This window comes from Hyphomonas sp. ske169 (assembly GCF_056850855.1).
Genome location: NZ_CP096146.1, coordinates 2,858,589 through 2,884,149, shown reverse-complemented (window position 1 = coordinate 2,884,149; position 25,561 = coordinate 2,858,589). Strand labels below are relative to the sequence as shown.

Here is a 25,561-nt window from a genome sequence, read left to right as displayed (position 1 = left end):
TCTTACTCAACCGTGAAAGTTAGGGAGGTGGTATAGCTTCTAATATCGGTCTCTGCCCCCTCTGGGGACGGCGCTTGTAGCCGGGTCATGATGAGGTGAGTTCCGAGGCTTTCGAGCGGGATTTCAACCCGGCCTTCGAAGTCTGACCGGTAACCGATCCCCTCGTCTTCGACGCGATCTTTTTGACCGCTCCATGTCAGGACGAGCTTCTGTCCCGCTAGCGGCACCCCATCAAATAAGAGCGACACTGAGAACGTGTCGCTTCGGCCCAAAGTCGAGGGATGCTGGGCTGGAACAATCGCCAGCCGTCCAATTGGGTGTCGAACGCTCTTCCAAGTCGGCGCACCAATGGTGACGTATGTATCTGAGACGGTCGCGGTTTGCGATGTGAGCACGGGCGTGCCGTCTGGCACATAGATCGGCTCGGCATCTTCGCCATTCACGAGGTGATATCGGTCATCGAGCAGAACATATTCGCCGCCCTTCCGGCCAAGGCGCTCACCTGTCGTGATCCGGGTCGTGCCTTGATCTGTGATCTTTTGCTCTAGGATTGTGGCATTGGCAAAGCGTTCGATCCGGTCCGGCACAACCGATTCTCCGTCCGGTTGGATAATCGCAAAAGCGTCTGATCGAACCGGGTATTTCGGCACACAACAATAATCGTTGAACGAGGTCTCGATCGTGATGGTCTGGTCGAGAGACGGCGTGAATGTCGATGGCTCAATATAAGCGGTGTCAGCTGCTGCCGCGCCCGCCAAAGCAAGCGCCGCAAGCGTGGTCCAGACGGATTTGACCATGATTAGTTCAAGCTCGCCAAATTAGTCGTTGGCCGCAAACGATCAGCTAGAGCGCCAATGTCTGGCGTGACGAAATGATTGATCACGTCGCGGGCCTCAGCCAAAGCTGGCTCCAGGGCCGTCTCGCCAGACTTCACCTCGATCGCGAGCGCGAGGAGTGGATTGTAAAGCGCCTCGGTTTCACCTTGGATGGTGATAGCAAATCGTTCATGCTCCGCTTCGATACGGTTCCATTCGGCGCGAACGCCTGCCCAAAACTCTGCTGTTCCGGCCCAATAGTCTTCCGCGGCGGAGACAGGGTAATCATCGAATGCGAGGTAGGTGTTGACCCCAACCTCACGCACCAGCGCGCGCGGCGTTTCGTCGAGCATGAGTTTCGAATTATCCTGCTCATGGACCCAGCCCAAAGGCGTGATCACGTGGCGGTTCACCGCATCGACGGCATGATAATCATCGCGCGTTGTCATATCCCGGCGCGGCAGCGGGCGCCATTCTTGCGGCGGAGTCCATTCTGCAATGCCGTCCTCATAGGTCCAGGTCCCAACCGCGCCATAGCGCGGCGCATCATCGACTTGATAAACGGTTTGAGACCAACTCCCCGCTCGCTCAGAGGGCGGAACATCCTGCCATTCCCAAGCATTCCCGCCGATGAAAACCAGCACACGCGCCGGTTCATATTGCCAATCTTGCCGCCAGTGTTTCACCACGAAGGGAGAGTCATCTGGTCCGACCACGAGCAAATGTTGCAGGCTGATAAAGTCGCCCTGGTCCTCAATGACCCGGACAGATTCGTGCCCGCCCGAGAGCTTAGGTTCTTTCAGCTCGTAACCCTCCACGAATGACACGGTCTCCGTAAAATCAAAGGTGACTTTGTAATCGCCGGCCATGGCGAGAATCGAGCCTCTGTCTCGCTCGAAAGTTTCAGCAACCGGTTCTGCTGTGGCCGTCGGCTCGGCACTGACCAGATCAGTGGTTGTGGAACAAGCTGTCAGGACGCACGCAGCCGCGAAAAACAAGCCGGTTTTGAGAGGGGGCATTTCGGGATCTCCTATGAATGAATGTCTGAAATGCACATATTGCAAATGATAATGACTTGCAATTGCAATATGTGGCGTATAGCAAGATTTCTGTAATTGAGAATCACTCGCAAAACTAAACCTCAAAGGATTCCCTATGTTTCTCCGCTCTCATCGCAGCGAGCTGCGTGCCGCCTTGATTGCCTCCACCGCGCTCATCATAGCGCCTGTAGCCGTCTCTCAAGACGCAGAAACAGGCGATGACGAATTACGCGAAGAGACAGTTACGGTTTACGGGACATCTAACCCCCTCCCCGTTTTCGATTATCCAGGACAAGTCACCGTGGTCGATCGCGAGGCGATCGAAACCCTCGCGCCGTCTACGGTTTCCGAAGCGTTGAGAGATGTGCCCGGCCTTGATTTCGCTGGCGGCCCGCGGCGCACCGGAGAACTCCCAAGCATTCGCGGGCTGTCTGGTCAGAACGTGCTGATTTTGCTCGACGGGGCGCGTCAAAGCTTCACCTCCGCACATGATGGTCGCTTTTTCGTCGATCCGGATCTGATCGGAACCGCGGAAGTGGTTCGCGGACCAGCCTCGGCGCTATACGGTTCCGGCGCAGTCGGCGGTGTGCTGGCTTTTGAAAGCGTCGATGCGGCGGACCTTCTCCGTGAAGACGAGACATGGGGCGCTCGGGTCCGGCTCGGATATCGGAGCGTGAACGAAGAGGCGCTCGCCTCCCTCACCGCTTATACACAGCAAGGAGCTTTTGATGGCTTAGCCAGTTTCGGCATCCGCCAATCGGGCGATATTGAGCTCGGCTCTGGCGCTGATTTGCCGTCGGACGATGATATTCAAACAGCCCTTCTAAAAGGCAGTTACGCGGTGACCGATACCCTGACGATAGAGGGGTCTTGGCAGCGATTCACCAATACCGCGATTGAACCCAATAATGGACAAGGTGTGGCTGGCGCGGGTGACGGCGTTCTCGATCGCGATGTCGAGAAAGATATCACCACCGATACGTTCCGCCTCGGCGCGACCTATAATCCTGCCGCTAATGACTGGTTGGATGCCGGGTTCGTGGTCTACCAAACCTCCAGCGATGTCGATGAGTTTGACGCGACAGTGCCGCGAACCACGGTGCGCGATATTGAAACCACAGGTGTCAGCCTACGTAATGCCTCGCGTTTCAACCTCGCTGGAACAGAGACCACGCTCACAATTGGCGGCGACTGGTACAAAGACGAGCAAGTCGGAACAGACGACCAGACCACAGACCGCACGCGCGGCGGCGTGCCGAATGGCGAGAGTGAGTTTACCGGGATTTTCGCGCAGCTCGAAAGCGTCATTGAAACGCCTGCGGGCCAGTTCATCCTCATTCCAGGCATTCGTTTTGACGAATTCGAAAGTTCCTCAAGCATCGCGCCGGGAGCGGATAACTCTGATGACGCTGTCTCGCCGCGCTTTGCTGCGAGCTTTGCGCCAGGGGGTGCAGAGTGGCTGCGTCTGTTCGGATCGTACTCTGAAGGGTTCCGCGCGCCTTCGATCAACGAGCTCTATCTCGATGGCGTGCATTTCGAGATTCCGCATCCGGTCCTATTCAACCCGGCTATGGGATCATTTGTCTTCGCGCCGAATAATTTCATTCCAAACCCAGATCTAGTGCCCGAAGAAACGCAAACAATCGAATTCGGTGCAGGGGTTGATTTCAAACAGATTTTCGTCCCCAGCGACCGCTTCCAAGCCAAAGTGTCCTATTTCGAAACCGAGGCGGATGATTTGATCAATCTGTCCGTGAACGTGGTCCCAGCAGCCACCTGTTTCGCACCACCATTCTTCCAACCGTGCGATTGGGGAACGTCTGAATCCGCGAATGTCGACCGGGCCGAACTCGAAGGTTGGGAAGGTGAGATGAGCTATGATTCAGACCGCTTCTTTGCCAGTGCAAGCTTTGCCACAATTGAAGGCACGAACCTGTCAGACGGGTCTGATCTCGGCGCGCTGACGCCCGATCGCCTGGCGGTAAACTTGGGTTTGAAAGTCCCGGAATTCAACTCACGCATTGGTGCCCGCCTGCAACATGCCTCGGATTTCGAGCAACGCGTTTCCGATGGCGCGGGTGGTTTCACGCTGCAAGACCAGCGGGACGGTTATGTCGTCGTCGACCTTTACGCTACTTGGCATCCAGATTTCCTCGACGGCCTTCGCTTGGATCTCGGTGTCGATAACGTTTTTGACGAAGACTATGAGCGCGTGTTCGCGGGGGTCTCGCAACCCGGTCAGAACTTCAAAATCGCTGCGTCTTGGCAGTTTGGACAATAGGAGCCCCAGATATGTGTTTGCCGCTCGATGATGTCGCCGTGACTTGTTGGCTTAAGATGCAAATTCGCGAGTTGGAAGCACGACAGGAAGAACTAGGTCCACATCAAAGCTTTAGCCAGCTCGCCAAAAGCGCCTCTTTTTCTTGATAATCACGTAGCGCTGCATCAGGTGTTCGATGCAGCAGCGTGATCTGGTCGCCTGGGCGAATTTGGCCAAGCAAATGACGGTCGCAACGCGCGATGCTGGCGATGCGCGGATACCCGCCTGTCGTTTGGGCATCGCTGAGCAGGACAATCGGCCTGCCTGAAGGCGGGCATTGCACACTACCAGGAAAGACCGGCGCGCTTTTCATTTTTCCATCGCTCGCAATGGTGAGCGTGTGCCCTTCTAGAGACACGCCCATCCGCGTGTTTTGACGCCCGGCCTGGAATGTCTCATGGAACAGCGCATCTCGGGAGGCTGGATCAAGCAGATCTGTCTCTGCCGAGTCGCAAGCCCGCAACCCGAACGCATGAGTAAAGACTGGACGAACCGCGCTCGGCGTCTCGAAAGTCTCCGTCAACTCAGGCAAGGCGTTTGCGGACAAAACATCGCCCGGCTGAATGGCACGCCCTTCATGTCCTCCAAACTGTGCCGGCAGATAAGTCGAGCTTGAACCAAATTGGACCTCGGCTCTAAACCCGGAGTGCACGGCCAAATAGGACCGCGCGCCGACATTAGGCGGAGTGATCTGGAGCCGGTCCCCGGGCTTCAAATGCCAAGTCTGGTGTAAGGCGATGTCCCGACCGGAGACGCGTACGCTCCCGGCAGCCCCGGTGACCGCGATCGAACAGGCCGCCTCGATCTCAGCGTCAAACCCGCCAAAGGTGATCTCCAAACAGGTTGCGTCTCTCGCATTCCCAACGAGCCGATTGGCGAGCGCCATGGAAACCGCATCGGCGGGTCCCGCATTCGGGACACCAAAATGGCGATATCCCTTCCGCGGCGCGCCTTGGAGTGTGGTTTGCAAACCTGGTCTCAGAACCCGCAACATCTAAGCCGCCGTGAACTTTACAGACTGCCCCGGCTGCAGAAGAAACGGGGTCTCTGAGCTTACGTCAAACAGAGGTGCGTCCGTTCGGCCAATCAGCGGCCATCCGCCAGGCCCCGCCAAGGCATAGAGCCCAGTATAAGCCGCACTGATGCCGACTGATCCGGCTGCCACGCGTGGTCTTGGCGTACTCAGACGCGGGATCTCAAACCCGTCAGGCAGTCCCGATAAATAAGAAAAACCAGGGGTGAACCCGATCATCTCAACCCGGTGGATTGCCTGTGTGTGCAGCTCGATAAAAGCACCACGGCTCAGCTGCAGCGCCTCGCAAATCTCGTCTAAATCCGGACCGTATTCACCGCCATATTCAATGGGAACCTCAATCACAGGCCCCGTCATTTCGTCCGCCCTCTTTGGAGAGGTCACCTCAGCAAGCCAGGCTTGAACCGCTTCAAATTTCGCAGGTTCGAAGCGCACGCAAACGCGATCAAGCCCAGCGACAACATCCTCGGCCAGCCCAACGCTGCGAAGCTCTCTCGCGAGCGTTTGCGCATCTCTTGAACTTTCGACTCGAAACTCAAAAACGTCATCGGCAATCCGCGTCGGCGTCAGTGCGGCGGACATAGGGAAATCCCGCTCTGTTCCAATGCCGCTCTGATGGATTGTGCCGCAGCAAAAGCGCCGGGCGTATCGCCATGGACGCAAATCGTTTTGACCGGCAGCGAGATCGCGCCGCGATCATAAGTCTCGACTTCGCCTCGGGTGGCCATGCCCAGCGCCTGCTCTGTTTGCGCGTCAACGTCGTGGATCACCGCGCCTGGCGACTTTCTGTCCCGCAACTGACCATTGGCTTCATACGCGCGGTCGGCAAACCCTTCGGCGACAAAAGTGACGTCATTGGCTTGCGCTGCCGCTTCGAGTTCGGAATTGGGCGGCCCGAATAAAGCGGCCTCCGGTAGCGTCTCAATCAACACATTCACAACGCTCTGCGCGAGCCCAGCATCTAGGGCGGCCATATTATACAGCGCGCCATGCGGCTTGAGGTGCGTGATCGGAATGCCGAGCTGATCGGCCTCTGTTTTCAAAGCCGAAACCTGGCCACGGAGACTGGTTTCTAAGGCATCCCCGGACAAAGCGGACTTGGTGCGGCCGAAATTCTCCCGGTCCGGAAAAGAAGGGTGCGCCCCAGCTGCGACTCCACTTTCCTTCGCAAGCATCAGCGCTGTCCGCATCGATGTCGCATCACCGACATGGCCGCCGCACGCGATATTGCAGCTGGTCACCACCGACATCAGCTCAGCGTCGAACGCGCAACCTTCGCCTAGGTCGGCATTTAGATCTAAGCGCAAGCTCATGCCATCACCCCAGCAGCGCGAAGGATCGACCGCAACCCAAGGCCGAGCGTGATCAAGACAATCGCCCCGCCTGCGAGATTGGCCGCGAGCGTGTTTGTCTGCACGCCGAGCAAGTCTTTCCGGTTCATAATGTAGAGCAAGAAAGCAGCGATGATGGGCAGAAGCAATCCATTCGCATATTGCGCGATCAAGATCAGAGAAACGGGCCGGATGCCGAGCAGGCTGATGCCCGCGCCCACGACGACAACGAAAAGTGCTGTGCCGCGGAAGAGTTTCGACTTGCGGTCTTCATCCCCACCGATGATCTCACTGAGCGCGAATGCCGTGGCCATCGGCGCCGTGATCGCGGAGGTAAGCCCAGCGGCGAACAATCCGATCCCAATCACATAGCGCGCGCCTTCGCCAAATGTAGGCTCAATCGCACGGGCCATATCGGCTGCGCTTGAAATCTCTAGGCCGCTCTCAAACAGACTACTGGCTGCCGTCGAGAGAATGAGAATAGACACAAGACCGCCCAACCCGATTGAGATTGCGGAATCTGTTCGAGCCGCTCGCGTGCCCTCGTCGTCGGCCCATTTCCGCCGCGCGGCTGCAGCGTGAAGGAACAGATTATAGGGTACGATTGTTGTACCGATCAGCGCGATCGCCGTGAGCGTTCCGCCATCTGGAATGCGCGGCACCAGTCCGGCCGCAAGCGCCCCAAGATCTGGCTGTACGAATAAAATGCTCAAGATAAAGGCCGCGCTCATCACTAAGACGAGCCCGATCAGAAGCTTTTCCAATAGCTCGTAGCGGCCAATAAACACGATCACGCCCGCCAAGACCGCCAGGCCTGCGACCAAAGCAGATTGACCCGGCGAGGCCTCGCCAAACAAAGCCCCCAGTCCGAGCGCTCCGCCGCTGAGATTGCCGCCTTCATAGGCACAGTTCCCGATCAACAGCGCGGCAAATACGAGCCCGCCCACGACCCATTTCATCGCAGGCGCGGGCGCGCTTTGCATCAAGGCTTCACCCAGCCCAAGCTGCGCACCGGTTCCCAAACGCGCGGCCATATCTTGTAAAATCACGGTCGCGATCGTCGCAAAAACAAGCGCCCAAATCAGCGCGAATCCGAAATTGGCACCGGCAAGCGTGCAGGCGGTCACGGTACCGGGGCCGATAAAAGCAGCGGCGACCAGAACGCCAGGGCCAAAGTTTCGCATCTTGGGTTGTCCTTAATTCAGGCCGCGCTGGGTCGTCAGATAAGTCGCGAAACTGGCGAGCCAGTGACTGCCCGAATAGTGCTCATCCGAAACCGCAGCGATTCCAGCCTCGCGATGCAAAGCCGCCGAAGCGAGCAAAGCCGCAATGCGCGGATCACCTTCTGGCAGCGCGCTCGCAATACCTTCCAACGCCCAAGCGCGAGACAAGTTGACGCCGTCTAGATGGACCAGCTTGCCGTCCGAGGCATCCAAAACGATCCCCGGCTCCAGCCAGTCGCCGCTGCCATCAGAGGGGATTTGCGGCAAGAACGCACCAAGCCAAGCCGAGAATTCGACGCCTGTTAAGACGCGCCGCATCAAGTCTGCTTCCATAAGGCATGGCGACAGAAAGTCCTCGCCGGATGGTTCATAGCTCAGTGGGCAATTCACATCGCCCCGATGGAATTTGAGGATTTTGTTCGTGAGGTCTTGCTCAAAGCTCTGATCGCCAACGGTGCGGGCATAGTCGAGCATCAATCCAAACGCGAACGCGGTTTGATTGTGAGTGCCTAAGCGGACCGGGTAAGACAGATTTGGCAGCCAGGTACGAGTCTTTGTAACGATGGCCTCTTCAAGCGGACGCAGAGTTTCTCGCCAGGTCTGCATTTGTGGATGGTCACTCTCTTCCAGCTCCGCCACGAGCTGCAAGTACCAGGCGATGCCATAAGGTCGTTCAAACGAGTTACGGCCCGGCGCGAGATAGTAAGCCAGCTCGCCCTCGAAATTTTCGGGCGTGAAGCTTTGTGACAAAGCGGTCCGTATGTCCTCAGCGAGGACCGTCTCAGGATGAGTGTTTAGGAGGCGGGTTAAAAGCCAATGCCCGTGCACCGAAGAGTGCCAGTCAAAACATCCGTAAAATGCTGGGGTGAGCTCCCGCGGCGGCTTCGCATCTTCGGCCGATTGCATGACATGGCTGATCTTGTTCGGATATTCGCGATGCACACAATCAAGCGCAAGCACAGCAAACCGGTCTTCGACCGTCACGGGCGCAGGCCGTTCGGCGGGTGGCACGAGATCGACTGCCGGCTGTTCTGACTCTTGCCCGCCAGAGCAGGCAGCCACCGCGAATAAGGCGATTGCCCCAAAATATGATTTCATGTCGCTCAATCCCATTCACCCTCGATTTGAGAAAAGCATAAAAGATCAATCCGACAAGTCGATGGCGTTCCTGAGCTTGTGAAATGCAGCTTTTAGGTGCGGACGCGCCAGAAGATGAAACGCGCCAGCCGCCAGAGACCGTACAGCAAGCCCAGCAACACAAGCCCGAGGATGATGAGCGCCAGACGATTGTGTTGATAGAACCGCGCCGTGGCATTGTCAGCGACGGCTTGGGCCGAGTTATACCCCTCGGGCATTTCCAAAACGCCATTTGCCGCGGCATAGACCGCATATTCAGCCTGCAAGTCCGCAAAACGTTCTGGCTCGACCGCGCTTAGATCTGTCGTTTCGCCTGGATCGCTAACGATATCGAACAGTTTCCAATTCGCATCTCCCATAGGCGGCATCGAGCGGGTGATTTTGTACTCGCCTTTATAAAGCGCGCTATTGCCTGAGACTTCAATCGCTCGGATGTCATTTGGACCATAGACGCTCTCAGCCTCACCGCGCAGCAAGGGGAGCAAGGACCGCCCTGTCATCGGTTTCGAACCGCTCGGCGCAGAAGGTGCAGCGACCCAGTCCAGCAAGGTTGGCGTCAAATCCGACACCATGGCCGGCGCATCGGTTTTGGCCGGACCGATCTCTGGCCCAGCAATGATTAGAGGCGCTCTTAATCCGCCTTCCGTGGCGTAGAATTTATACAGCGCTCCAGGGGTCGCTGCGGCGGCCGCCCATTCCGGGCCGATAAAGCCCCAACTGCCTGGCTGTCCGGCACGCTCGGGATCGATATTATAGCCATTCATCGACTGCCAAATTTTGAGCCGCAGATCTTCGTCCCCGCGATTATATTCCGGGCCATTGTCGGACGTGATCACAAAAATCGAGTTTTCATATTGGCCTTTGGCTTTCAGATAATCGACAAACCGCCCGATATGAAAATCCATGGCATCGAGCATCGCTGCGTTGACTTCCATCATCGCAGAATAAAGCTCGCGATCACTCTCGCTCAGCGCATCCCAGGCGCGCGCATGCGAGGGCATATCTGCCATCTCGGCATTTTGACTGATCAAGCCCAAATCTTGCGCCCGCGCGAACCGCGCCTTTTGGAGCGCGCCCCAACCTTGATCATAAACGCCGTCATATTTGGTGATGAATTCGGCTGGCGCTTGCACGGGGATGTGGATGGCCTGAAAGGGCAGATAAGCGAAGAAAGGCTGCTCTTGGTCAGTGCCGTCCAAATACTCGATCATTTTGTCCACGATGAACTCGGACGAGTAAAAGTCCTCTGGCAAAGCCGCCTCAACGCCGTCTTCCCACCATGGCGCGTCTTTGTAGTAAGGCATGTAGGATTTATCGTCCCAATTGTCCGCGCCGGAGGCCGCCAAGGCAAAAGAGCGATCAAAACCGTGACTGTTGGGCATTTCATCTTCGGTCTCGCCCAAGTGCCACTTGCCGCTCATCAGCGTGCGATAGCCAGCCGGGCGCAAGCGGTCAGCGAGGGTTAGAACGCCGGGTTCCAAAGCCATCGTGTAACCGGCCTGACCTTTATGTTCTGGCGGCAGAACTTCTGGGATCGTCGCGACACCCGTCTGGTGGTTGTCGAGGCCGGTCAGCAACATGGCCCGCGTCGGCGAGCACAGCGGAGAGGTCCGATATTGGGTAAACATCACACCGCGCGCCGCCAGCGCATCAATATTCGGCGTTTGCGCTTCACCGCCATAGACGCCGAGATCCATCAAAGCGGCATCATCTATCAGAATGACCACAATGTTCGGTTTCGTTTGGTCCGCAACTGGTTGGGCGAAAGCGAGTGTCGTTCCGGCTAGAAATGCGACAACCGAGAGCAATATATTACGCATGGAGATCCTCCTTCTCCGAGATCGGAGAAAGGTATCACTACAAAATTGCAGCTGGCCACTGTCGGATCCGATCGCGTCATTTTTATCCAAAACAGGGATAAAAATGACAATCGAAATGTCAATATCGCCCTATCCCAGTCGGCTTAAGGCGCGGTCTCGGCCCATCAGAACCAGCATTTCGCCCACGCTCGGCCCGCGCTCCATACCGGTGAGCGCTTTGCGCAAGGGCATGAACAGGCCTTTGCCTTTGCGGCCAGTTTCCGCTTTCAGGGCAGATGTCCAAGCGCCCCAGGTCTCTGCTGTAAGCTCGCCTTCAGGAAGCAAACGCGCTGCCTCTGTGATGAAATCTTTGTCTTCCGCATCAATGACCGGCGTGATGTCCCCAAACGCGACCGGGACAAAGCGCGCAGCATCTTCAATCGTCGCGCAGTTTTCGCGCACGAGCATCCAAAACGCTTCATTTGCAGCAAGCGGATCGACCGCGGCCAATCTCGCTTCGGCGTCGGCATAAGACATATTGTGTGTGATGGCGGCATTAAGCGAGGCCAGATCTGCTTCATCAAACCGCGCAGGCGCCCGGCCAATTTTACCGAAATCAAACTCATCCGCGAGTTGGGCAAGCGACTCGCGAATTTCGACATTGTCGCTGGTACCGAGTTTGGCGAGCAGCGAGCAAATCGCCAAAGGCTCGATGCCTTGATTGCGTAACTCGCCCATTCCAAGCGAGCCGAGGCGTTTTGATAGGCTGGCGCCATCTGCGCCGACTAGAAGCGGTGTGTGCGCCATGGCCGGGGCGGTGCCGCCGAGGGCTTTGAAGATCTCAATTTGCGCCCCGGAATTGGTCACATGGTCTTCGCCGCGCACAACATGAGTTATCCCTGCTTCGATATCATCGACGCAGCTGGGCAGCGTGTAGAGGTAGGAGCCATCGGCACGGATTAAGACCGGATCTGAGAGACTGCTGGTCTCAATCGCTTGCTCGCCTCGAACCAGATCATTCCAGATCACCCGCTCACCGCTCAGTTTAAACCGCCAATGGGGTTTGCGCCCTTCAGCTTCGAACGCGGCTTTCTCATCATCGGTGAGGTTGAGGCCCGCGCGATTATAGATTGGCGGCTTGCCGCGTGCGCGTTGCAGCTTACGCTGGCGGTCGAGCTCATCAGCGGTCTCATAACAGGCATACAGCAAGCCCATGTCGCGTAGTTTGTCAGCTGCCGCGTCATATTGATCGAACCGCTCGGACTGTTTGAACGTATCGCCCCATGTGAGCCCGAGCCAAGTGAGGTCGTCTTTAATGCCTTGCTCATAGGCCGCCGTTGAGCGCTCAAGGTCGGTATCATCAATCCGCAGGATAAATGTCCCGCCCTGCCCGGTCGCAAAAAGCCAGTTGATCAATGCGGTACGAACATTGCCAACGTGCAAGTTGCCAGTTGGCGAGGGCGCGAAGCGAACGATAGGTTTGGTCATGGCAGAAGCCTTAGTGAATTCGAAGCGCTCCTTCCACACGAAAACGCCTCAAATGCCAAGTCATTGCCGCCACAATTGACAGCAAGGGTCGAGTCCGCGCACCACGAATCTAAAGAAAAGCGAGGAAATCATGATCCGGACTGTCATATACGCCGCGTCGGCCGGTTTGGTCTTAACCGCCTGCAGTCCGTCAAATACGGATCCCGCCCCCGAGACAAAGGTGCCAGACACAGTGGTCGAGACAGAATCGGACGTTTCGGCCGATCCCGAAACGCCAGTCTCTGAAGCCGATCCTGAGACGCAAGCCTCTCCGGAAGATATCCCAACCATTGGCTATCCTGATGGCTGGGAAATGCAGCTCTATTGGTCGGGCGAATATCCATCCGCTTTTTCGGTCACCCAAGAAGGCGTCACGGTGATGGGACATGAAACCATTACGTTTGAGGTCTATCCGCCCATCTATTGCGGCCTCCCGCACAAAGCGACCTACAGCCCGTGGAACCGAGACCGCAATAATGCCGACCAGGTCGAATATGTTTCAATGGTCTTCCCAACCACGTTCACGATTAAAGAAGACGTGACGATCAACGTACTGGTCGGGGATGGCGAAGAGGAGCTAACCCTCACAACCGGTGATCAACTAGTTTATAAAAGTTATCTCGCGGAAGGCTTTTTCATCGCCGAGAAAGACGGCGTTCAGTATGAAATGAACGAAGCAGATCTTCCCCAATCGACGGTGTTTGAGCAGGGGCCTGAGGATCAAGAATGGGTTAAGGTGACCTGTGACGATGCAGAAAAAACGCGAGCTTGGGTCCTCTATGAAGACGCCATAGGGGCGCCAGGCGTTGAGCCGTATGAATATACCGGCTTCGCAGAGGCCGCTGATCTTCCTTAATCGCGCTCGGCGCTGCGCAAATGATTTCCTTGCCCGCGATTATGGTCTATCTCGCTCCTACCGGGATAGAGGAGGCACCCCATGAGCGACGCGGTAGATACCCCTAAAGCAGGCTGGCGGATGAAAGTCGCGATTTTCGCGCTCGCGGTTTCAATTTTCACCGTGCTTTGGTTTGCCATTGCCGCGCTCGGCACGAAGTTTGGTCTCTGGCCTTGGCAGGTTGGACTTGGACAAATGACGATTGGGATTGGTCCCGGCATTGCGATGCTCGCGCTTGGTCTGTCTATCATCGCCCAAGTCATCGCACTGATTAAAGCGCCTCGGAAACAGGCCTTTATTCTCGCGCTTGCCGCCACGCTTATTGCCGCGTTTTGCATGTTCCGCCTCGCCGGCCTTGGGGCGCAAGCTGGGGCCCTGCCGCCGCTGCACGATATCCAAACCAATTGGGATGATCCCATTCAGTTTAGCGAAGCTTTGATGGCCGATCGCACCGCCCAAGGCGAAACCAACCCCGTGCTCGATGCGCCAACCGTTCCTGATTATGCCGAAGAGCGCTGGCCCGGCACCGCGGGTCGTCTTGTGTCAGAAATTCAGGAAGAAGCAGAAGCTAAAGAGGCCGGAAAAGGGACCGTCTATCCGAAGATGGAAACGCTTTATTTCAGCCAATCCCCACAAGAAGTGGCCGCCATTGCCGAACAGATCATGGACCGCAAAGGCTGGGATATCCTAGAACCCGAAACACTCACCGGCGATCAAGTTCAAATCGAAGCAATCGCCACATCTGGCTGGTTTGGCTTTAAAGACGATGTCGCAATACGCCTCCGCGCTGCGAATGGCGCCACAGCCGTCGATATTCGTTCCACCAGCCGCGTCGGCCTATCCGATCTAGGCGCCAACTCGACCCGGGTTTATGGCTTGATGGTTGAACTCGAAGACCGCGCCCAAGGCCGCCGCGCGCCTTAGAGGCAAGCCTATTATCACCGACACAAAGCCCGTACCCCAGCAGGGTGCGGGCTTTTTTTGGGAGGCGCATTGCTCCCCGCGATCATGTCCGAGCCGGAAGCGGTGAAGTGACTTAAAAATGCCTCTGGTTTAAGTTTGTTTCACAACATGTCTTCTATGGGTCAAACGCGGACACGCGAGTCTCAGGCCCTCATCCTGAGCGAAGTCGAAGGATAAAGGGTCGTGCTTCCCAGAAGCCCGCCTCGTCCTTCGACTTCGCTCAGGATGAGGCTCAAAGAAGGATTTTCATTCTTTCGTCCGCTCCGACGCCGAAAGCTGACACGATCAGAGCGTCCACATCTTCCAGAATAACAGTCGCTGACTCAATATCCGGGATATGCACACGCTCTAAGCGTCGACTTTCGTCAACCGAAACTCGCTTTGAACAACTGGACGCGCATCGCTTGCGGTGACGCGTCCTTCTTCGATCAGTTTGAACATATGACCGAGCAAGCTCATGCAAGCGGCAGGAAACAAGCGTTCTTCGAGCCCGACATACATGGCTTTGACCATGTCAGGGATTGCGGTTTCGCCCGCTTTCATTTGCGCAATCACCCCGTCTTCGCGATCTTGGCGATGCTGGCGATAGGCTTGGATGAACTCTTTCACAAAGGCTTTGCCTTCAATCGGAGAGCCGTGGGTTGGCCAAAGAATATCGAAGCCGCGGTCTTCAATTTTATCGAGGCTGTCGAAATAATCAGCCATATTGCCATCTGGCGGCGCAACAATTGTCGTCGACCAGCCCATGATATGATCGCCGCTCAAACAAGCATTCTCTTCTTTCAGACCGAAACAGATATGATTGGTCGTGTGACCTGGCGTTTCGATCGTCTCCAGGGTCCAGCCGGGACCTTCGAACAAGTCACCATCGCAGGTGCATTCATCGGGTGTGAAGCCCGGATCGTCTTCGCTGCCCAGCTCGCCTTTAGCGGTCGGCTCGCCGCAGCCTTTGGCATAGACTTTACAGCCTGCCCAATCGGCCAATGGCTTGGCCAAAGGCGAATGATCAGAGTGACCATGCGTCACCAGAACATATTTGACTGTCTCGCCTTCAAGCGCCGCTTTCAGCGCGTCAAAGTGCTCTTTAGTGTTCGGGCCGGGATCGATCACCGCAACTTCGCCATGCCCGACGATATAGACGCCGGTTCCGACATAGGTGAACGGACCTGGATTATTCGCGACGACACGGCGCAGGAGCGGAGAAACCTGCTCCACTTTGCCATATTCGAATTCAATTTCACGCACAAAAGGTATTGCCATGGGAGTAATGCTGCTTTGAGTTTCTTCTTGTTTTTGTCGTGGACATATCTGCCCTGATTTCACAAGTCAGGCAAACTACTTACGTTTCGGCGCGAACGCAGCGACAAAGGCTTTGGCCATGCGGCGGGTCGACTTCAACTTGTCGCCAAGCTTGAGGGCGACCGGTGGGCCCATATCGGTTTTGTTCGCGTCGACGATGTAGATTCGTCCCGACGCATTGTCGCGTAGCACGTCGACGCCGCCCCATTCCAGACCGATCTCATCAGCAAATCGTGATATCACGCGAATTTCATCGTCAGAGTAACAGTTCTGCGGCGAGTCGAGCAGAACTTCAGTATTCTCGTTGAGGAAGCGTCGGCCGATTGCGCGGCGCTTGCGGAACACGACGGCGGGCTCGCCGCCGCAAATGCAGCAACGCAGATCTTCGATCAGTCCGCCCGGAATTTCATTGTCGACCAGCACTTGATACGTCTTGTCAGCTAGCGGCTCGGCCAGTGGACCTTCCAAGATCCGGCCATCATGGCAGGCATTCTTTTCAGACTTTTCGACCATCGTGCCGGTAAAGACTGTCGGATCAACGGCAAGGCTATATCCAGCGGCCCGCTCAAACGCAGCCGCCACATTGGATTTGGAAATGTCTTTGCAACCAAAATTGACCAATTTGGCGCCGGGTTTGGTGACCGGCGGGGTGTGATCCGTCTCAGTCGAATCATCAAATTGGAAGACGATGTCGGCAATGCTGGTGTCTGAAATCAGTTTTGCGCCCGAGGCATGCATGACCGGCCAGATATGGTACCAAGGTCTTGGTTTTTCAGGATAAAATGCGATTGTTGGACGTTTATGTCCGGTAATCCGTCGCCATGAGCGCCAGGATTGTGCGAGCGTGTAGAAGGTCAGCCAGGTGAAGATGTCGTTCGCGAGCTCGCGAGTCGCCGGAACGCGGTGCCCAGTCTTTTTGACCAGCCAGGCGCCATCTTCATATTTAAAGTCTGCCAACCAGTTTCGTGACATACTTTACTCCTCAGCCGTCAATTCGGCGCTTTTCTGGTGGATCGCATGCTTAACAGAGGCTAGCAAGCTCTTTCGATCAGCGGAAGTGAATAAGTGCTCACAATCAAGTGACGCCCTTGTTATAAGAGCGGTTTCAACGCCGAAAGATCATAGCCTGCACCTGCAGCAGCGTCGACGATTTCATCCGCCATGCCCTGACCTGCATGGGTCATCGCCCAAGCTGTGATCGAGCGGGTTCCAGTGCGACAATAGGCCAATACCGGCGCCGGCGCCTCGGCCAAAGCCGCATTGTAACGCTCTAGAATATCCGGCGTGGGCGCGCCAGAAAACGGAATCGCGACAAAGGCCAATCCCAACGCCTCAGCCTGTTTGCGAATATTGCCCATACGCGGCTGTTCGACCCCGCCTTCACCATCAGGACGGTTCGCAATCAGCGTTTTGAAACCAGCGTCTGCAATCACCTGGACATCAGCTTCATCAATTTGGGGGGCGACTGCAAAACCGTCTGTGACTTTGCGTATTTCGACCATTCCATAACTCCGGTGTAGATGGGCGTTGACTTTGCCTCTTTGGACGTGAACGTAAGAAGTGTTGTCGGGGCTGCCAAGCCCCGAGTGTTGATTCAATTACACATACCTCTCGAGGAGCCCGACTCAGTGTCAGCCCTGCAGCGTACACTTTCGAGAATTCCTTGGGCCGATACGGCGCGCCGTCTGCTCATTGCTATTCCGACCCTTCTTCTAATCATCACCGTCGCGTTTTTCATGATGCGAATGGCGCCAGGCGGACCTTTCGATGGCGAGCGTAAGCTCAATGCCGCGACCGAGGCGGCTCTTAACGCGAAATTCGGTCTCGATAAGCCGCTCTGGCAGCAATACACAGACTATCTTTGGGGGGTTGCTCAGCTCGACTTCGGGCCCAGCATGAAAACCCTTGGCAAGAGCGTGAATGACCTCATCGCGGATGGTCTGCCGATCAGCCTCGCAATTGGCTTTTTGTCAATTTCACTGGCGATTGTCGTCGGCACGGCAATGGGAATATTCGCAGGTCTGCGCCAAAACACAGCTGGCGATTATTCCGTTATGGGTTTTGCAATGGCGGGAATTTCGATCCCGACCTTTGTCACGGGCCCGCTACTGATCCTGCTCTTCGCGCTGACGTTTGGGATCTTCGCCGTGGGCGGCCTTGGAACTTACCCAAATATCGGGATGAGTTTTCACAATATGACGCTGCCGGTGATCACACTGGCCCTGCCTCAGATTGCGATCATCTCGCGCCTGATGCGGGCGAGCGTGATTGAAACCATGCGTTCAGGCCATATCCGAACCGCTCGCGCCAAAGGACTGAGCGAGCGTGATGTGGTGATGAAACATGCACTGCCATCAGCGATCTTGCCGCTGGTGTCTTATGTTGGCCCGGCCATGGCGCGCGTGATGACGGGATCGCTGGTGATTGAGCGCATATTCGGACTGCCCGGCATGGGATCATACTTTGTCGATGGCGCGATCAATCGCGACTACACGCTCGTGATGGGCGCTCTGATCATCTATGCGACGCTGATCGTGCTGTTCAATCTGATCGCAGACATCCTTTACGCCCTGCTTGATCCGAAGGTGAAATATGACTGACACAATGGATCTGACAGGCCGTAAGGAGGCGGTTGAAACCGCCATTCAGGGCGGGCGTTCCCTGTGGGACGATGCCAAAGCGCGCTTGTTCCGAAACAAAGCTGCCGTTGCTTCAATGTGGATTCTCGGCGTGATGGTGCTGTTCGCCGTCGTCGGCCCGTTCTTTTGGGTCCACGATTACAGAACGATTTCAGCGAATGTTGAACTCGCCCCGACATTTGAGAACTTGCATTTACTCGGCACCGACACACAGGGTCGCGACAGCTTGGCCCGCTTGATGATTGGTCTGCGCATTTCGCTGGCCGTCGGGCTTGTCGCCACAATCGTTTCATTGATCATTGGCGTCACTTGGGGGGCCGTCGCTGGATTTGTTGGCGGACGGGTCGACAATATCATGATGCGGTTTGTCGATGTGCTTTATGCGATGCCATTCATCTTCTTCGTCATCCTACTGCTCACGGTGTTTGGCCGGAACATCATTCTGATCTTCGCTGCGATCGGCGCGGTCGAGTGGCTTACGATGAGCCGGATCGTTCGCGGCCAAACGCTCGCCATCAAGAATATGGAATATATCGAGGCGGCCCGCGCGACGGGCGTTCCCTTCTTCACCATTATTCGCCGCCACATTCTACCAAACGTGGTGGGACCAGTGGCGGTCTATGTCACCCTGACCATTCCGGTGGTAATTCTAGCAGAGAGCTTCTTGTCTTTCCTTGGACTCGGCGTGAATGAGCCGCTCACCTCCCTCGGCGTATTGATTTCAGATGGCGCCAAAGAGATGCAGGACAAACCCTGGATGCTGCTCGCGCCGGCACTCACCATGATGATTACTCTGCTTTGCTTGAACTTTATCGGCGATGGCTTGCGCGACGCATTGGATCCGAAAGAGCGCTAATGCACCTGACGCATTTCATCATCGATGACTTTGTCGGTGACCCCGTCGCGGTGCGCAATCACGCCCTCTCATTGACTTATCCGCCGCGTCCGGAAGGCGTGAATTATCCAGGCCGAAACGCCAGCCAAGCACTCGCCTTTCCAGGTGTGGAAGAGATGGTGAGCAGTATCGTACACGAGCCACTAAAACCGGTTCCGGCGCCACGCTCTTCACACGGAATTCCGCGCCTTGCCAAAGCTGGGGACACGAGCAGTTCCCATGTCCATATCGACAATTTTCATTGGTCGGGCATTCTCTACCTAACGCCGGACGAGCATTGCCAAGGCGGTACGCATTTCTTCAAACACAATCCCACTGGCTGGGACATGGCACCCGTTTGGCCTGGCATGGCGGAGAAAGCCGGCTATGCGGACGCAAAGACCGCGATGAACGAGATCCTTAGCCAGGACATCTATGACGCATCAAAGTGGACGGAGACGATGATGGTGCCGATGAAGTTCAACCGCCTTGTCTTGTTCCGCGGCTATCTCTGGCATGACGCTGGGGTTTCCTTCGGGACGACGCCTGAAAATGCGCGCTTGATCATCCCGCTTTTCTTCGCCAATCCGAACTTGCAGCCGCAGCAGAAATAGATCTGTAGCTTAGACAAATAGGTCCAAAGGATCCCGCCCAGCTTCGCTTTCCAAAAAGCCTAAAGTTTCAAACGTCTGCTTCATTGTCCCGGACAAGGGCGCCTGAACCGTCAAGGGTTTGCCGGATTTGCGCGGGATCACCATCGCGCGCGCGTGCAGGTGCAAGCCCCTAGCGACGCCTTGCGGCACCTCGCGGCGGGTTTCGTATTTGTCATCGCCTAGGATGCTGGTGCCAAGCTCGTGCATGTGAAAGCGCAATTGATGCATGCGGCCAGTCGACGGTTTCAGCGCCACCCAAGCTGCCCGGCGCGCGGCGGTGGATACCGTGACATAATCAGTAATCGCGTGTTTCGAGACTTTATCGCCATGGGCGCCCAAAATCATGCGCTCGCGTCCGTCTTCATCCACGCCCTTGCGCATCCAAGATCGGAGCTGTCCCGCCGGCGGATGCGGCACACCGACCGTCACTGCCCAATAGGTTTTCTCCATATCGCGCGAGTGGAATAGGTTCCCGAGCCGTGAAGCTCCATTCGGGTGTTTCGCAATCAGCAACAGACCTGAGGTTGCTTTGTCGAGCCGGTGCACCAGCCTCGGCCGATGCTCGCCATCTGACAGCGCGTCCAACATGCCATCGATATGGCGTCCGCCCTGCCCCGTGCCTCCTTGCACAGCAATGCCGGCTGGTTTGTTGAGCACGAACATCTCATCATCCTCATGCAGGATGAGCGGCTTTAGGAACGCCAGCGCTTTTGCATTTGGCTGAGTTGGCGCACTCCATGGCGCATTAGCGTCTTTCGCCATCTTCGATGCGAAAGGCGGCAGCCGCACCGACATGCCCGCTTCGAGCCGTGTATTGGCTTTCGCACGCGCGCCATCGACGCGAATCTGACCGGTCCGGAGAAGCTTTCCAAGTTCGCCCTGGGTCATCGGCATGCGCCGCTTCACCCAGCGATCAAGCCGCACGCCGCCTTCTTTTTCGGAGACAATTTCTGTGATGACTTGTCGGCTCATGCCAGCAGCCTTTTCAACGCTAAGAGCCCAGCCGTGAAAGCGGCCAAAGCGCCGACCATATTCAGTCCGGCAAACACCACGCCTTTCATCAGCTCGCCGGTCATAAACATATGGACCGTGTCGCGAGAGAAAGCAGAGAAAGTCGTAAACGCCCCCATCATCCCGACCCCGACCAGCAACCAAAGCGTGTTTTCGAGGACAGGCTCGCGGCTGGTAAACCAGCCCATCATCGCACCGAGAATGAAGCTGCCCGCGACATTCACAAACAGCGTCGCCCAGGCACCAGACACGCCGCCATGCTCGGTAAACGCCAAGCCAACGCCATAGCGCATAGAAGCGCCAATCGCGCCGCCAATCGCAACAAGAAGAAATCCGTTCATTCGGGGCTCTTAGTGGGTTTCGGAAGTGAGCGGAAGAGAAGCAAGTGAGGCAGAATAGGATTGACGCAGGCGCTTGCACTTCGCATCCTCGCCTCTGGGAGGCAATCAATATGTTCATCGGACACTATGGAGCCGCATTGGCGGCGCGGGCGGTGAAACCCGCAATTCCTCTGTGGCAGCTTTTCGTCGCCGTGCAATTGGTCGACTTTGCCTGGGCTGGTTTGGTTCTAGTCGGCATTGAAAAATTCGATGTCGCACCCGGCTTTATGGAAGCCTCGATCTTGGATTTACATCATATGCCTTATACCCATTCCCTCGTGGCCGCCGTGATTTGGGCGATCGCTGCTGGGGCGCTTTACGCCGCTTTACGAAAGGGTGCCAAAGCCGTGACGGCGGGCGTGATTATTGGGCTCGCGGTATTCAGCCATTGGCTCACAGATCTGATCGCACACGGCCCAGATTTAGCGCTGTGGTTTGGCGGCCCGAAAATCGGGCTGGGGCTTTGGAACAGCTTGCTCTGGACCCAAGTCGTGGAGATCGGCCTACTCTTGATCGGCGGCGCGCTCTATCTCGCGCATACTAAACCAAAGGGCACGGTCGGACGGTTTGCCCCATGGCTGCTGATTGGCTTCATGCTGGCGCTGCAAGTCTATAATCACTTGCCGGTCGATCATCCGCCAGCGATCCCGCAATTTGCGATCATGGCGCTTGTCGCGTTCAGCCTCTTGGCAGCTTTGGCTTGGGCCACGGATCGGACGCGGGAGCCAGCTTAGCGGGCTTGGCGCTTTAGACGGTTCAACGCTTCATCAAGTGCTGACAGATAACGCGACCGATCAGCCTTTGAAAACGGCGCTGCGCCGCCAACTTGATCCCCGCCCGCGCGCAGATCAGCCATGATCGCGCGCGTCGCAATAGCGCCGCCAATCGAGTTTTCTGTAAACGGCTTGCCATTCGGCCCCAGCACGATCGCGCCTTTCTTAAGAGCTCGCTCCGCCAGCAAGATATCCGCCGTCACCACCACACTTGCGGCATGCGCCAGTTCGACCACATGATCATCAGCGGCGTCAAACCCGTCGCTAACCGTGACATGTTTGATCAAGGGATGCGGTGGTACACGCAGAAAGCTATTGCTAACCAAAGTCACCGGCACCTCATGGCGCAAGGCGACTTTATAGGTCTCATCTTTGACCGGACAGGCGTCCGCATCGATCAAGATTTGGATCTGACCCGCCACTATTTGTAGAGGCACCAGCGCATGATCGCTTTCTGCACATGAAGCCGGTTTTCCGCCTCATCCCAGACTAGCGAGTTTGGTCCGTCAATGACTTCTGCATCGACCTCTTCGCCGCGATGGGCTGGCAAACAGTGCAAAAATTTAGCGCCGCCTTGCGCGAGATCCATCAGCTCGTCGGTGACCGCATATGGGTCGAGTTCTGCAAGGCGCGCTTCCCCGTCTTTGTCGCCCATGGAGACAAATGTATCAGTGATCACAACGTCGGCACCGGCAACGGCTTCTTCGGCGGTTTCGTAGAGATCGACGCGGCCTTGAAGCTGGCGCGCAATTTCAACATCTTCATCATCCGGCGCATACCGGTCTGGCGTTCCAATCGCGAAAGAAAAGCCAAATTTTGGCGCTGCGTGTAGGAAGCTGGAGCAAACATTATTGCCGTCGCCTACCCAAGCGAGGCGCGCGCCTTTTAGATCGAGGCCAGATTCTTCAAGCGTCTGAAGATCTGCCAAAATCTGGCAAGGATGCGACCGGTCGGTCAGGCCATTGATCACTGGCACAGACGCCGCTTCCGCAAACACTTCCAGATCGCTGTGATTATTCGCGCGCAGCATCACCATATCGACATAGCGGCTGAGCACGCGCGCGGTGTCTTCAACCGTCTCACCGCGGCCGAGTTGCATGTCCGAGGCGGTCGCGATGATTGAGTCGCCGCCCAGCTGGCGCATCGCAGCTTCGAAGCTAAACCGTGTCCGAGTCGAGTTCTTCTCAAAGATCATCGCCATTGTATGGCCCGCGAGCGGCGCATCGGCATCGGTTTTACCCTTTGGCCAGCCTTGTCGGGCGCGTTTCATCGCATGGGCTTGGTCCATGATGGCGCGCAGTTCGCTTGCCTCAAGCTGCCACAGATCGATGAAGTGCCGATAGGTCATTTGCTCCCCCGGAATCTCGGAAAAGCGGCGCTCTTAACCTATTTCCGCGGCGAACGCCACTCAAAGATGGATCATGCGTGATCTGCAGAAATGCCCGGAGAATCCTCCCTCTAAGGCGACTGAAATTGAACTAGCGAACCGCGTCCATCTCAAGTAGAGGCAGAAATACGAATACTTGGCTTTGCAAAAAGGGTTGAGGCACATGGATCGAGTGTTGATTATCGGCGCCGGAGCGGCTGGCTCAGTTGTCGCGCAGAAATGCGCAATGGATCGCGAGACGTTCAAACATATCACACTGGCTTCGCGCCGTTTGGTCTCGTGCGAGAACGTCGCCAAATTGTGCCAGACGCCAATCGATATTGCGCAAGTTGATGCCGATAATGTCGAGGAGACAATTGCCCTTATCGAAAAGGTCAAACCCGATCTCGTGATCAATATGGCCCTGCCTTATCAAGACTTGCCGATCATGGATGCCTGTCTTGCCACTAAGACCCATTATATGGACACCGCGAATTACGAGCCGCGCGATGTCGCAAAATTCGAATATCACTGGCAATGGGCCTATCAAGAGCGTTTCAAAGAGGCGGGTCTAACCGCCATCCTCGGCTGCGGTTTTGACCCAGGCTGTACCAACATCTATTGCGCCTATGCCCAGCAAGAGGGTCTGCTCGACGAGATCGAATATATCGACATTGTCGACTGCAATGCGGGCGATCATGGCAAGAGTTTCGCGACCAATTTCAATCCAGAGATCAATCTGCGCGAAGTGACCCAGGACGGGCGTTATTGGAAAAATGGCGCGTGGATCGAGATCCCAGCCCTCTCCATTCGAACCCTAATCGACTATCCCGAAGTCGGCCCGAAAATGTCTTACCTCATCTATCACGAGGAAGAAGAGAGCCTGGTCAAACATATCAAAGGCCTGAAACAGATCCGCTTCTGGATGACCTTTGGCGATGAGTACATCAAGCATTTGGACGTGTTCAAATCGATCGGCCTGATCGGCCTCGAACCGATCAAGCACAAGGGTATGGACATTATCCCGATGGAATTCCTGAAAGACTTGCTGCCCGTGCCGAGCACTCTGGCGGAGGGTTATACGGGTAAGACCTCGATCGGCGTCATCCTGCGCGGCACCAAAGACGGCCAGCCGGTGACCAAGATGATCTATAATGTCAGCGACCATACGCAGACGAATAAAGAAGTCTCAGCCCAAGCGGTCAGCTATACGACCGGGGTGCCGCCAGTCTCGGGTGCGGCCATGTTCTTCAAAGGCGAATGGTCCGGTGCGGGCGTGTTCAATGTCGAGCAATTCCCAGCCAAGCCCTTCCTCGAAGACGTCGCCAAACGCGGCCTGCCTTGGCACGTGATTGATGTGCCAACCGGCAAGCAGGACGATTTGTTCGAGGTGGAGACTTAACAGCAGCCCCCCGCCTCTTTGGCGAGCGGTGTGTGCGGAATCTCGTCGCGCAGATCCTGGCCATAGGTCGGGATGCTATCCATCGTGTGGAACATTTCCCAGACGACGCCTTGCGGGTCTTTCGCCCAATGCTTGTTCGACTGTGCGTAGCAGCACTGTGCACCGGGTTCCGCCAACGTAGACTGTTCCGCGGCCAGCAGCGCAGCATTGACCGCTTCGAGCTCATCATCGCTCTCAACTTGGATGCCTAAGTGATCCACGCCGCGGGTCGCACCATCGCGTTGACTGACCGCGAGATTGATCTTCGGGTCCTCAAGCATCCATTTCATATAGTCCGGCTCGTCGACGGTCGGCGCCTGGCCAAACAGGGCGGAGTAATAGCGTTTGGTCGCGTTCATATCGGCAGCGCTGATGTGTACATGTAGGCGTTTCATGAGGTCTCCAATTCAAGCTGAGTTTGGACAGACAGCGTGCCGCGGCAGCAGTCTTCCATGAGAAATTCGATGAGCGATTGCAGCGCCGAATAGTCCGCCACTGAGATCAGCGAGCGGCCGTCTCGGCTTTGCCGGATCAGGTCGGCCTCGGCCATGGCTTTGAGATGATGGCCAAAGGTCGTGGCCGGGATTTTGAGCTGCGTGCGCATTTGCGACACGCTCAAACCTTTGGCCCCGGCTTGCACTAAGAGACGCAAGATCGCGACCCGATTAGGATGCCCAAGGGCGGCGAAAGCAGAGGCTGCACTGTGATCGTTCATAACATCTATATATCTAGTTTTTTAGATATATCAAGTGCAGGTTCGTCATGCCACAAAATTCGGATTGCTTATTCGGCACTTGATTGAAGAACGGCATCCATCCCAAGATGCACTCTAGGCAGCGGAGACTTGGACATGACCGCACTGAGAGTGAAGTATTTGTGCACCACATGCCAAGTGGCGATGTCGCGCACATTTGTCCGAGATACGGTCATGAAATGCGGCCGTTGCGGCAAGCCACTATCCTACGTGCACCACAAGTTTCGCGCGCCGTCTAAGCGAGATGACTGGTTCTGGAAAGTTATTCGTTATCTGGAGTCTGCCGGC

The 25,561-nt window shown here is 56.3% G+C and carries 26 protein-coding genes; 8 read left to right on the top strand and 18 right to left on the bottom strand.

Annotated elements, in window-relative coordinates:
* Positions 1-2 precede the first annotated feature (2 nt).
* Both MY069_RS14120 and MY069_RS14115 read right to left on the bottom strand, forming a co-directional pair.
* Positions 3-797 carry a DUF4198 domain-containing protein gene (locus tag MY069_RS14120; protein WP_482794427.1) on the bottom strand — a complete coding sequence of 265 codons (795 nt, stop codon included), beginning with the start codon at positions 795-797 and terminating at the stop codon, positions 3-5.
* A 2-nt stretch (positions 798-799) separates the two neighbouring features.
* Positions 800-1,834 (bottom strand): DUF6607 family protein, encoded by a 1,035-nt coding sequence (locus MY069_RS14115; protein ID WP_482794426.1) that lies wholly within the window; start codon positions 1,832-1,834, stop codon positions 800-802.
* A 136-nt stretch (positions 1,835-1,970) separates the two neighbouring features.
* Between MY069_RS14115 and MY069_RS14110 the strand changes: the two genes are divergently transcribed.
* A complete protein-coding gene (locus MY069_RS14110) occupies positions 1,971-4,136 on the top strand; it encodes a TonB-dependent hemoglobin/transferrin/lactoferrin family receptor (RefSeq protein WP_482794425.1) in 2,166 nt (721 codons plus the stop codon).
* A gap of 103 nt (positions 4,137-4,239) precedes the next feature.
* Here MY069_RS14110 and MY069_RS14105 read toward each other — a convergent pair whose 3' ends face one another.
* From MY069_RS14105 to gltX, 7 genes are all read right to left on the bottom strand, one after another.
* Positions 4,240-5,169, bottom strand: a complete 930-nt coding sequence (locus tag MY069_RS14105) for a 5-oxoprolinase subunit C family protein (RefSeq protein WP_482794424.1) — start codon at positions 5,167-5,169, stop codon at positions 4,240-4,242.
* Positions 5,170-5,790 (bottom strand): 5-oxoprolinase subunit PxpB, encoded by a 621-nt coding sequence (gene pxpB, locus MY069_RS14100; protein ID WP_482794423.1) that lies wholly within the window; start codon positions 5,788-5,790, stop codon positions 5,170-5,172.
* The gene (gene pxpA / locus MY069_RS14095) at positions 5,775-6,521 is read right to left on the bottom strand and encodes a 5-oxoprolinase subunit PxpA (RefSeq protein ID WP_482794422.1); all 747 of its coding nucleotides are present in this window, start codon (positions 6,519-6,521) and stop codon (positions 5,775-5,777) included. Before pxpA ends, pxpB begins: the two co-directional genes overlap by 16 nt.
* Positions 6,518-7,723 (bottom strand): Nramp family divalent metal transporter, encoded by a 1,206-nt coding sequence (locus tag MY069_RS14090; RefSeq protein ID WP_482794421.1) that lies wholly within the window; start codon positions 7,721-7,723, stop codon positions 6,518-6,520. The genes pxpA and MY069_RS14090 overlap by 4 nt, the downstream gene beginning before the upstream one ends.
* Positions 7,724-7,735: 12 nt before the next feature.
* Positions 7,736-8,860: a DUF2891 domain-containing protein gene (locus tag MY069_RS14085; RefSeq protein WP_482794420.1), complete on the bottom strand. Its 1,125-nt coding sequence runs from the start codon at positions 8,858-8,860 to the stop codon at positions 7,736-7,738.
* 92 nt (positions 8,861-8,952) lie between these two features.
* Complete coding sequence (locus tag MY069_RS14080; protein ID WP_482794419.1) at positions 8,953-10,719, bottom strand: arylsulfatase; 1,767 nt, start codon at positions 10,717-10,719, stop codon at positions 8,953-8,955.
* Between the two features lie 129 nt (positions 10,720-10,848).
* On the bottom strand, positions 10,849-12,186 hold the full coding sequence (gene gltX / locus MY069_RS14075) for a glutamate--tRNA ligase (protein ID WP_482794418.1): 1,338 nt from the start codon (positions 12,184-12,186) through the stop codon (positions 10,849-10,851).
* 130 nt (positions 12,187-12,316) lie between these two features.
* Between gltX and MY069_RS14070 the strand changes: the two genes are divergently transcribed.
* Positions 12,317-13,081: a hypothetical protein gene (locus tag MY069_RS14070; RefSeq protein ID WP_482794417.1), complete on the top strand. Its 765-nt coding sequence runs from the start codon at positions 12,317-12,319 to the stop codon at positions 13,079-13,081.
* Positions 13,082-13,162: 81 nt separating this feature from the next.
* The gene (locus MY069_RS14065; protein WP_482794416.1) at positions 13,163-14,044 is read left to right on the top strand and encodes a DUF1499 domain-containing protein; all 882 of its coding nucleotides are present in this window, start codon (positions 13,163-13,165) and stop codon (positions 14,042-14,044) included.
* Positions 14,045-14,431: 387 nt separating this feature from the next.
* Here the strand turns inward: MY069_RS14065 and MY069_RS14060 are convergent, their stop codons facing one another.
* From MY069_RS14060 to MY069_RS14050, 3 genes are all read right to left on the bottom strand, one after another.
* Positions 14,432-15,343, bottom strand: coding sequence for an MBL fold metallo-hydrolase (locus MY069_RS14060; protein WP_482794415.1), 912 nt, complete (start codon positions 15,341-15,343; stop codon positions 14,432-14,434).
* Between the two features lie 75 nt (positions 15,344-15,418).
* On the bottom strand, positions 15,419-16,354 hold the full coding sequence (locus MY069_RS14055; protein WP_482794414.1) for a hypothetical protein: 936 nt from the start codon (positions 16,352-16,354) through the stop codon (positions 15,419-15,421).
* A 119-nt stretch (positions 16,355-16,473) separates the two neighbouring features.
* Positions 16,474-16,884 (bottom strand): protein tyrosine phosphatase family protein, encoded by a 411-nt coding sequence (locus MY069_RS14050; protein WP_482794413.1) that lies wholly within the window; start codon positions 16,882-16,884, stop codon positions 16,474-16,476.
* A 126-nt stretch (positions 16,885-17,010) separates the two neighbouring features.
* On the opposite strand from MY069_RS14050, the gene MY069_RS14045 reads away from it, so the two are divergent.
* The 3 genes from MY069_RS14045 to MY069_RS14035 are packed head-to-tail and all read left to right on the top strand — an operon-like array spanning position 17,011 to position 19,509.
* Positions 17,011-17,982, top strand: a complete 972-nt coding sequence (locus MY069_RS14045) for an ABC transporter permease (RefSeq protein ID WP_482794412.1) — start codon at positions 17,011-17,013, stop codon at positions 17,980-17,982.
* Positions 17,975-18,877 carry an ABC transporter permease gene (locus MY069_RS14040; RefSeq protein WP_482794411.1) on the top strand — a complete coding sequence of 301 codons (903 nt, stop codon included), beginning with the start codon at positions 17,975-17,977 and terminating at the stop codon, positions 18,875-18,877. Before MY069_RS14045 ends, MY069_RS14040 begins: the two co-directional genes overlap by 8 nt.
* Positions 18,877-19,509: a DUF6445 family protein gene (locus MY069_RS14035; protein ID WP_482794410.1), complete on the top strand. Its 633-nt coding sequence runs from the start codon at positions 18,877-18,879 to the stop codon at positions 19,507-19,509. The genes MY069_RS14040 and MY069_RS14035 overlap by 1 nt, the downstream gene beginning before the upstream one ends.
* 9 nt (positions 19,510-19,518) lie before the next feature.
* On the opposite strand, the gene MY069_RS14030 is transcribed toward MY069_RS14035, so the two are convergent.
* The gene (locus tag MY069_RS14030) at positions 19,519-20,520 is read right to left on the bottom strand and encodes an RluA family pseudouridine synthase (protein ID WP_482794409.1); all 1,002 of its coding nucleotides are present in this window, start codon (positions 20,518-20,520) and stop codon (positions 19,519-19,521) included.
* Entirely contained in the window at positions 20,517-20,900 is a 384-nt protein-coding gene (locus tag MY069_RS14025) for a fluoride efflux transporter FluC (RefSeq protein WP_482794408.1), read from the bottom strand. The genes MY069_RS14030 and MY069_RS14025 overlap by 4 nt, the downstream gene beginning before the upstream one ends.
* Before the next feature lie 110 nt (positions 20,901-21,010).
* On the opposite strand from MY069_RS14025, the gene MY069_RS14020 reads away from it, so the two are divergent.
* Positions 21,011-21,673, top strand: a complete 663-nt coding sequence (locus MY069_RS14020) for a hypothetical protein (RefSeq protein WP_482794407.1) — start codon at positions 21,011-21,013, stop codon at positions 21,671-21,673.
* Here MY069_RS14020 and MY069_RS14015 read toward each other — a convergent pair.
* Complete coding sequence (locus MY069_RS14015) at positions 21,670-22,122, bottom strand: YaiI/YqxD family protein (protein ID WP_482796713.1); 453 nt, start codon at positions 22,120-22,122, stop codon at positions 21,670-21,672. The genes MY069_RS14020 and MY069_RS14015 overlap by 4 nt on opposite strands.
* A gap of 11 nt (positions 22,123-22,133) precedes the next feature.
* The gene (gene argF / locus MY069_RS14010) at positions 22,134-23,060 is read right to left on the bottom strand and encodes an ornithine carbamoyltransferase (protein ID WP_482794406.1); all 927 of its coding nucleotides are present in this window, start codon (positions 23,058-23,060) and stop codon (positions 22,134-22,136) included.
* A gap of 202 nt (positions 23,061-23,262) precedes the next feature.
* Here argF and MY069_RS14005 point away from each other — a divergent pair, with 202 nt between their 5' ends.
* Positions 23,263-24,480, top strand: coding sequence for a saccharopine dehydrogenase family protein (locus MY069_RS14005; protein WP_482794405.1), 1,218 nt, complete (start codon positions 23,263-23,265; stop codon positions 24,478-24,480).
* Here MY069_RS14005 and MY069_RS14000 read toward each other — a convergent pair.
* Both MY069_RS14000 and MY069_RS13995 read right to left on the bottom strand, forming a co-directional pair.
* The gene (locus tag MY069_RS14000; RefSeq protein ID WP_482794404.1) at positions 24,477-24,914 is read right to left on the bottom strand and encodes a VOC family protein; all 438 of its coding nucleotides are present in this window, start codon (positions 24,912-24,914) and stop codon (positions 24,477-24,479) included. The genes MY069_RS14005 and MY069_RS14000 overlap by 4 nt on opposite strands.
* On the bottom strand, positions 24,911-25,234 hold the full coding sequence (locus MY069_RS13995; protein ID WP_482794403.1) for an ArsR/SmtB family transcription factor: 324 nt from the start codon (positions 25,232-25,234) through the stop codon (positions 24,911-24,913). Before MY069_RS13995 ends, MY069_RS14000 begins: the two co-directional genes overlap by 4 nt.
* Positions 25,235-25,561 lie beyond the last annotated feature (327 nt).

Coding starts and splice junctions, on each gene's coding strand:
- MY069_RS14120 (WP_482794427.1), bottom strand. CDS start 797: ATGGTCAAATCCGTCTGGACCACGCTTGCGGCGCTTGCTTTGGCGGGC.
- MY069_RS14115 (WP_482794426.1), bottom strand. CDS start 1,834: ATGCCCCCTCTCAAAACCGGCTTGTTTTTCGCGGCTGCGTGCGTCCTG.
- MY069_RS14110 (WP_482794425.1), top strand. CDS start 1,971: ATGTTTCTCCGCTCTCATCGCAGCGAGCTGCGTGCCGCCTTGATTGCC.
- MY069_RS14105 (WP_482794424.1), bottom strand. CDS start 5,169: ATGTTGCGGGTTCTGAGACCAGGTTTGCAAACCACACTCCAAGGCGCG.
- pxpB (WP_482794423.1), bottom strand. CDS start 5,790: ATGTCCGCCGCACTGACGCCGACGCGGATTGCCGATGACGTTTTTGAG.
- pxpA (WP_482794422.1), bottom strand. CDS start 6,521: ATGAGCTTGCGCTTAGATCTAAATGCCGACCTAGGCGAAGGTTGCGCG.
- MY069_RS14090 (WP_482794421.1), bottom strand. CDS start 7,723: ATGCGAAACTTTGGCCCTGGCGTTCTGGTCGCCGCTGCTTTTATCGGC.
- MY069_RS14085 (WP_482794420.1), bottom strand. CDS start 8,860: ATGAAATCATATTTTGGGGCAATCGCCTTATTCGCGGTGGCTGCCTGC.
- MY069_RS14080 (WP_482794419.1), bottom strand. CDS start 10,719: ATGCGTAATATATTGCTCTCGGTTGTCGCATTTCTAGCCGGAACGACA.
- gltX (WP_482794418.1), bottom strand. CDS start 12,186: ATGACCAAACCTATCGTTCGCTTCGCGCCCTCGCCAACTGGCAACTTG.
- MY069_RS14070 (WP_482794417.1), top strand. CDS start 12,317: ATGATCCGGACTGTCATATACGCCGCGTCGGCCGGTTTGGTCTTAACC.
- MY069_RS14065 (WP_482794416.1), top strand. CDS start 13,163: ATGAGCGACGCGGTAGATACCCCTAAAGCAGGCTGGCGGATGAAAGTC.
- MY069_RS14060 (WP_482794415.1), bottom strand. CDS start 15,343: ATGGCAATACCTTTTGTGCGTGAAATTGAATTCGAATATGGCAAAGTG.
- MY069_RS14055 (WP_482794414.1), bottom strand. CDS start 16,354: ATGTCACGAAACTGGTTGGCAGACTTTAAATATGAAGATGGCGCCTGG.
- MY069_RS14050 (WP_482794413.1), bottom strand. CDS start 16,884: ATGGTCGAAATACGCAAAGTCACAGACGGTTTTGCAGTCGCCCCCCAA.
- MY069_RS14040 (WP_482794411.1), top strand. CDS start 17,975: ATGACTGACACAATGGATCTGACAGGCCGTAAGGAGGCGGTTGAAACC.
- MY069_RS14035 (WP_482794410.1), top strand. CDS start 18,877: ATGCACCTGACGCATTTCATCATCGATGACTTTGTCGGTGACCCCGTC.
- MY069_RS14030 (WP_482794409.1), bottom strand. CDS start 20,520: ATGAGCCGACAAGTCATCACAGAAATTGTCTCCGAAAAAGAAGGCGGC.
- MY069_RS14025 (WP_482794408.1), bottom strand. CDS start 20,900: ATGAACGGATTTCTTCTTGTTGCGATTGGCGGCGCGATTGGCGCTTCT.
- MY069_RS14020 (WP_482794407.1), top strand. CDS start 21,011: ATGTTCATCGGACACTATGGAGCCGCATTGGCGGCGCGGGCGGTGAAA.
- argF (WP_482794406.1), bottom strand. CDS start 23,060: ATGACCTATCGGCACTTCATCGATCTGTGGCAGCTTGAGGCAAGCGAA.
- MY069_RS14005 (WP_482794405.1), top strand. CDS start 23,263: ATGGATCGAGTGTTGATTATCGGCGCCGGAGCGGCTGGCTCAGTTGTC.
- MY069_RS14000 (WP_482794404.1), bottom strand. CDS start 24,914: ATGAAACGCCTACATGTACACATCAGCGCTGCCGATATGAACGCGACC.
- MY069_RS13995 (WP_482794403.1), bottom strand. CDS start 25,234: ATGAACGATCACAGTGCAGCCTCTGCTTTCGCCGCCCTTGGGCATCCT.